This window comes from Pseudomonas sp. NPDC088885 (assembly GCF_044750025.1).
GTDB classification, from domain to species: Bacteria; Pseudomonadota; Gammaproteobacteria; order Pseudomonadales; family Pseudomonadaceae; genus Aquipseudomonas; species Aquipseudomonas rustica.
Window position 1 is genome coordinate 27,395 of sequence record NZ_JBIVJB010000054.1, and the last position, 6,239, is coordinate 33,633.

Sequence of the window (6,239 nt, forward strand, 5' to 3'; positions counted from 1 at the left end):
AAACACGATGTTGAGCATGTGGGGGGCAAGAACGCATCCCTGGGCGAGATGATCAGTAACCTGGCAGGCGCCGGTGTTTCGGTCCCCGGCGGCTTCGCCACGACGGCTCAGGCCTATCGTGATTTCCTCGAACTGAGCGGCCTCAACGACCAGATCCACGCGGCCCTCGACGCGCTCGACGTCGACGACGTCAACGCCCTGGCCAAAACCGGCGCACAGATCCGTCAATGGATCATGGAAGCCGAATTCCCTGAAAAACTGAATGCCGAAATCCGCACCGCGTTCGCCGCGCTGTCGGCCGGCAACCCTGACGTGGCCGTGGCCGTGCGTTCTTCCGCCACCGCCGAAGACTTGCCGGACGCTTCGTTCGCCGGTCAGCAGGAAACCTTCCTGAACATCCGTGGTGTAGAAAACGTTATCCGCGCCGCCAAAGAGGTGTTCGCGTCGCTGTTCAACGACCGTGCGATTTCCTACCGCGTGCACCAGGGCTTCGACCACAAACTGGTCGCCCTGTCGGCTGGCGTGCAGCGCATGGTGCGTTCGGAAACCGGTACTGCCGGCGTGATGTTCACCCTCGACACCGAATCCGGTTTCCGTGACGTCGTGTTCATCACCGGCGCCTACGGCCTGGGCGAAACCGTCGTACAAGGCGCGGTGAACCCGGATGAATTCTATGTCCACAAGGGCACGCTGGAAGCCGGTCGTCCGGCGATCCTGCGTCGCAACCTGGGCAGCAAAGCGATCAAGATGATCTACGGCGACGAGGCCAAGGCCGGTCGTTCGGTCAAGACCATCGACGTCGACAAGGCTGACCGCGCGCGTTTCTGCCTGTCCGACGCTGAAGTCAGCGAACTGGCCAAGCAAGCGATGATCATCGAAAAGCACTACCAGTGCCCGATGGACATCGAATGGGCCAAGGACGGTGACGACGGCAAGCTGTACATCGTGCAGGCCCGTCCGGAAACCGTGAAAAGTCGCACTCAGGCCAACGTCATGGAACGTTACCTGTTGAAAGAAACCGGCACCGTGCTGGTTGAAGGTCGCGCCATCGGCCAGCGCATCGGCGCCGGTAAAGTGCGCATCATCAAAGACGTTTCCGAAATGGACAAAGTCCAGCCGGGCGACGTGCTGGTTTCCGACATGACCGACCCGGACTGGGAACCGGTAATGAAGCGCGCCAGCGCCATCGTCACCAACCGTGGCGGCCGTACTTGCCACGCGGCGATCATCGCCCGTGAGCTGGGGATTCCGGCAGTGGTGGGTTGCGGTAACGCCACCCAACTGCTGAAGGATGGCCAGGGCGTGACCGTTTCGTGCGCCGAAGGCGACACCGGTTACATCTTCGAAGGCGAACTGGGCTTCGACATCAAGAAGAACTCCGTTGATGCCATGCCGGAGCTGCCGTTCAAAATCATGATGAACGTCGGCAACCCGGATCGCGCCTTCGACTTCGCGCAACTGCCGAACGCCGGTGTGGGCCTGGCCCGTCTGGAGTTCATCATCAACCGCATGATCGGTGTGCACCCGAAAGCGCTGTTGAACTACGACGGTCTGCCGCAGGAAATCAAAGACAGCGTCGACAAGCGCATCGCCGGTTACGACGATCCGGTTGGCTTCTACGTCGACAAACTGGTCGAAGGCATCAGCACCCTCGCTGCAGCGTTCACGCCGAAAAAAGTCATCGTGCGCCTGTCGGACTTCAAGTCCAACGAATACGCCAACCTGATCGGCGGCAAGCTCTACGAGCCGGAAGAAGAAAACCCGATGCTGGGCTTCCGTGGCGCGTCGCGTTACATCAGCGAATCGTTCCGCGATTGCTTCGAACTCGAGTGCCGTGCGCTGAAACGTGTGCGCAACGAGATGGGCCTGACCAACGTCGAAATCATGGTGCCGTTCGTCCGTACCCTCGGTGAAGCGAGCCAGGTCGTCGATTTGCTGGCTGAAAACGGCTTGAAGCGCGGTGAAAACGGTCTGCGCATCATCATGATGTGCGAACTGCCATCCAACGCGATCCTCGCTGAAGAATTCCTCGAATTCTTTGACGGCTTCTCGATCGGCTCCAACGACCTCACTCAGCTGACGCTGGGTCTGGATCGCGACTCGGGCATCATCGCGCACCTGTTCGACGAGCGTAATCCGGCGGTGAAGAAGCTGCTGGCCAATGCGATTGCCGCGTGCAACAAGGCTGGCAAGTACATCGGTATCTGCGGTCAGGGTCCGTCCGACCATCCGGATCTGGCCAAATGGCTGATGGAGCAGGGCATCGAAAGCGTGTCGCTGAACCCGGACTCCGTGCTGGAAACCTGGTTCTTCCTGGCCGAAGGTCAAGCGCAGGCTTAATGAGAATGTAAGCGGCCCGCTCCCCTTGTAGGAGCCGAGCTTGCTCGCGAAGAAGGACTGACATTCAACAACGATGTCGACGGATACACCGCTTTCGCGAGCAGGCTCACTCCTACAAAGGGCAGGGCTTTGAGATTGAAGTAGGGCGGGCTCCTGTAGATGCCGCCCTTTTTTGTGCAAGAGCATTATGCAAAGCAGCAGCAACCTATTTCCTGTCGCCCTGATCAGCGCCGAGCGGCGCGGCGATCTGAGCGAAGACGTTTATCGTTTGAAACCCGGCAACAGCCCGGACTGGTCCGTGGAGATCGCCGTCACCCGTTTGGGCATGGCCGACGACACGGCGCCCCGTGGCGTGCCGGTGATTCTGTTGCACGGCAGCTTTTCCAATCGGCGCTTCTGGTTTTCACCGAAAGGCCTGGGACTCGGCGCGTATCTGACGCGGCTGGGTTTCGATGTGTGGATTCCAGAGATGCGCGGGCACGGCCTGTCGCACCGCAATGAGGAATACCGACGCAATCGCGTTTCCGACTATGCCAAATACGATCTGCCGGCGATTGCCGCGTTCGTGCGTGAGCAGAGCGGTCAGATTCCGCACTGGATCGGCCATTCACTCGGCGGCATCACCTTGGCCGCTGCGCTCGGGGGTGAATACCTCGGCGAGCCGGCAGTTGCCTCTGCGGCGTTTTTCGGCACGCAGGTCAGTCGCACGTATTGGCCGCTGAAAATCCCGCCGGTGGAGTGGAGCGGGCGCTTTATTCTCAAGCGTTTCGCGCAGTTGTCCGGCTCACGCCTCAAGCGCGGCCCGGAAGACGAGCCGATCGGTCTGGCCATCGAGAGCATGCGCTGGTACGGCTTGTTCGGCCGCTTTGGCGACAAGGACAAGGATTGGTGGGCAGGCTTGGCCGAGGTTCAGGTGCCGGTGCTCGCGGTGACAGCCGCTGGTGACCATCAGGATCCGGCGTGGGCGTGTCGCAAGCTGTTCGAGCAGCTCGGCTCCGAGCACAAACAATTCATCAATCTCGGGCGCGAGCAGGGTTTCAACGACAATTTCGGCCATGTCGAAATGTTGGTGAGCAAAGCCGCGCAAGCTGAAGTGTGGCCGCTGGTGGCGCGTTGGTTGAAGGATCAACAGACGCCGTTGCTCGGCGAGAAGGCGGATCTGGCCGCTGCGGTCTGAATCAGAGGCTCTGAAAAGGGCATTTCGTTCGGATCGGCTTGCGGCTAAGATATGACGCATTGTGCGGTTCTGGTCATTTTTAGCGGCTGTTTAGCTATTACGTTTCAGCGTATGTTCAGGTTCAGTCAGCGACCATGGCATGGACTAAGGTAAACAGCGGCCGCCGGAACTCGTCTCTATAGCGTGCGTCATCCTTGATCGTCTTCCTTTTTACAGGAGTTTTTCGATGAACCATTACCTTACGCCTGACCTGTGCGACGCCTATCCGGAGCTGGTGCAGGTGCTGGAACCGATGTTCAGCAATTTCGGTGGCCGTGATTCGTTCGGCGGCGAAATCGTGACCATCAAATGCTTCGAAGACAACTCGCTGGTCAAGGAACAAGCCGAACTGAAGGGCAACGGTAAAGTGTTGGTCGTTGATGGCGGCGGTTCGTTACGCCGTGCACTGCTCGGTGACATGATCGCCGAGAAAGCCGCGAAGAACGGTTGGGAAGGGCTGGTGATCTACGGTTGCATCCGTGACGTCGACGTCATTGCGCAGACCGATCTGGGCGTGCAGGCGCTGGCCAGCCACCCGATGAAAACCGAAAAACGCGGCCTCGGCGACCTCAACGTCCCGGTGACTTTCGCCGGTGTGACGTTCCACCCGGGCCACTACATTTATGCGGACAACAACGGCGTGATCATCTCGCCGAGCCCGCTGCAAATGCCTGAATAAGGCTTCGACAAAGGGATGCGGATGTTCGAGGAAGAAAACGCGCAATGGGGGCTGGTGCATGCCCTCGTGCTGGACGGTAAAGGCGGCGCGCGTTCGATAGCCCGGACTGAGCTCGACGATTTGCAGCTGCAGGCGCATGAAAGTTTGTGGCTGCATTGGGATCGCAGCCATCCGCAAACCCAGACCTGGTTGCGCAAATCCAGCGGTCTCAACGAATTCACCTGCGACCTGCTGCTGGAAGAAAACACCCGGCCGCGTTTGTTGCCACTGCCGGATTCCGAGCTGCTGCTGTTCTTGCGCGGGGTCAACCTCAATCCGGGTGCCGAGCCGGAGGACATGGTTTCGGTGCGGATTTTCGCCTCAGCTCAGCGCGTTATTTCCCTGCGTTTGCGTCCACTGCGTGCAACGGATGAGTTGCTGGCGCAATTGGCGGACGGCACAGGCCCGAAAACCGCTTCTGAACTCATCCTTTATCTGGCGCAATTCCTCACCAACAAGGTGCAGGATCTGGTCACTTGCCTCTCGGAAATCGCCGATGAGGAAGAAGAAAAAATGGATGCCGACGAACGGTATACCCCCGAGCACGGAGCGATTTTGCACATCCGGCGTAGGGCTGCCGGACTGAAGCGTTTTCTTGCACCGCAGCGGGATATTTTCGGACAGCTCACGCGGATAAAACTGCCGTGGTTTGTCGAAGATGATGCCGACTACTGGAACGAATTGAACAACAGCCTGACGCGATATCTCGAAGAGCTCGAATTGACCCGGGAGCGCGTGGGGCTGGTGCTGGAGGCTGAAGACCGGCGTTTGAGCGAGCGCATGAATCGCACGATGTACCGCTTCGGCATCATCACCTGCATCTTTTTGCCGATGAGTTTTATCACCGGTCTGCTGGGTATCAATGTCGGCGGAATTCCGTTCTCCAGCAGCCCTTATGGCTTCCTGATTGCCTGTTTGACGGTGCTCGCCCTGGCCTTCGGTCAGTGGTGGTTGTTCCGTCGATTGCGCTGGGTGTGACCATGCAACATGTGACCCGACCAAATCTGCCCGCGTCTTTCACAGACATCACGAGAGGTGCGTATGCACGATCCGTTTGAACAGTCTTTGCGCGACATGCTCAACGCCTCACCGTCCGGTCGTGACGACGATGCGTGCTTGGGCCGCGTACTCAAAACCGCCAACCGCCAGGTCGGTGCCGGTGATCTTTTCAGCCTGCTGGGCCGCTGGCTGCCCGCGCTGATGATCGCCCTGAATAATGGATCGGCGCATGTCTCGCCGGTTTCCCGTCTTCGTAAACCTACCGCTCGCACTGCTGATAAGGCTGATTGAATATGGAACTTGATCTCTGGACTCAGAGCCTCGTCACTGCAATGACTGCGTTGTGGACCAAAGTCGCTAACTTCATTCCGAACCTGTTTGGCGCACTGGTGGTGCTGCTGTTGGGTTTCGTCGTGGCCAAACTGCTCGACACCTTGTTGTCCAAACTGCTGGCCAAACTCGGCCTCGATCGCCTGATGGGCGGCACCGGTCTGACCAAGTTGATGTCGCGTGCCGGCCTGCAAGTACCGATCTCAACCCTGATCGGAAAAATCGTTTACTGGTTCGTTCTGCTGATATTTTTGGTTTCTGCAGCAGAATCCCTTGGACTTGAGCGAGTTTCAGCTACGCTGGACATGCTGGCGCTGTATTTGCCAAAGGTCTTCGGTGCCGCGCTGGTGTTGCTGGTCGGTGTTTTGCTCGCACAATTGGCCAATGGCCTGGTGCGCGGGGCGGCAGAAGGCGTAGGCCTCGACTACGCTTCTGGGCTGGGGCGGATTGCGCAGGGGCTGGTGATCATTATCAGCATCTCGGTGGCGATCAGTCAGCTTGAGGTCAAGACCGACCTGCTGAACCATGTGATTGTCATTGTGTTGATTACCGTTGGTCTGGCGGTTGCGCTGGCCATGGGTTTGGGAAGCCGGGAAATTGCCGGTCAGATTCTTGCGGGAATCTATGTGCGTGAGT

The 6,239-nt window shown here is 58.8% G+C and carries 6 protein-coding genes; all 6 read left to right on the forward strand.

The window, feature by feature from the left end; all coding sequences use genetic code 11:
• A partial coding sequence (gene ppsA, locus ACIP1X_RS19280; RefSeq protein WP_400754312.1) for a phosphoenolpyruvate synthase occupies nucleotides 1–2,340 on the forward strand: 2,340 nt, incomplete at its 5' end.
• Nucleotides 2,341–2,527: 187 nt separating this feature from the next.
• A complete protein-coding gene (locus ACIP1X_RS19285) occupies nucleotides 2,528–3,517 on the forward strand; it encodes an alpha/beta fold hydrolase (RefSeq protein WP_400754314.1) in 990 nt (329 codons plus the stop codon).
• A gap of 226 nt (nucleotides 3,518–3,743) precedes the next feature.
• Nucleotides 3,744–4,235 (forward strand): ribonuclease E activity regulator RraA, encoded by a 492-nt coding sequence (gene rraA / locus ACIP1X_RS19290; RefSeq protein WP_053118708.1) that lies wholly within the window; start codon nucleotides 3,744–3,746, stop codon nucleotides 4,233–4,235.
• A 21-nt stretch (nucleotides 4,236–4,256) separates the two neighbouring features.
• Entirely contained in the window at nucleotides 4,257–5,252 is a 996-nt protein-coding gene (locus ACIP1X_RS19295) for a zinc transporter ZntB (protein ID WP_400754317.1), read from the forward strand.
• Nucleotides 5,253–5,315: 63 nt separating this feature from the next.
• Complete coding sequence (locus ACIP1X_RS19300) at nucleotides 5,316–5,564, forward strand: hypothetical protein (RefSeq protein ID WP_053118712.1); 249 nt, start codon at nucleotides 5,316–5,318, stop codon at nucleotides 5,562–5,564.
• Between the two features lie 2 nt (nucleotides 5,565–5,566).
• The coding region (locus tag ACIP1X_RS19305; protein ID WP_400754320.1) for a mechanosensitive ion channel family protein at nucleotides 5,567–6,239 on the forward strand (673 nt) is incomplete at its 3' end.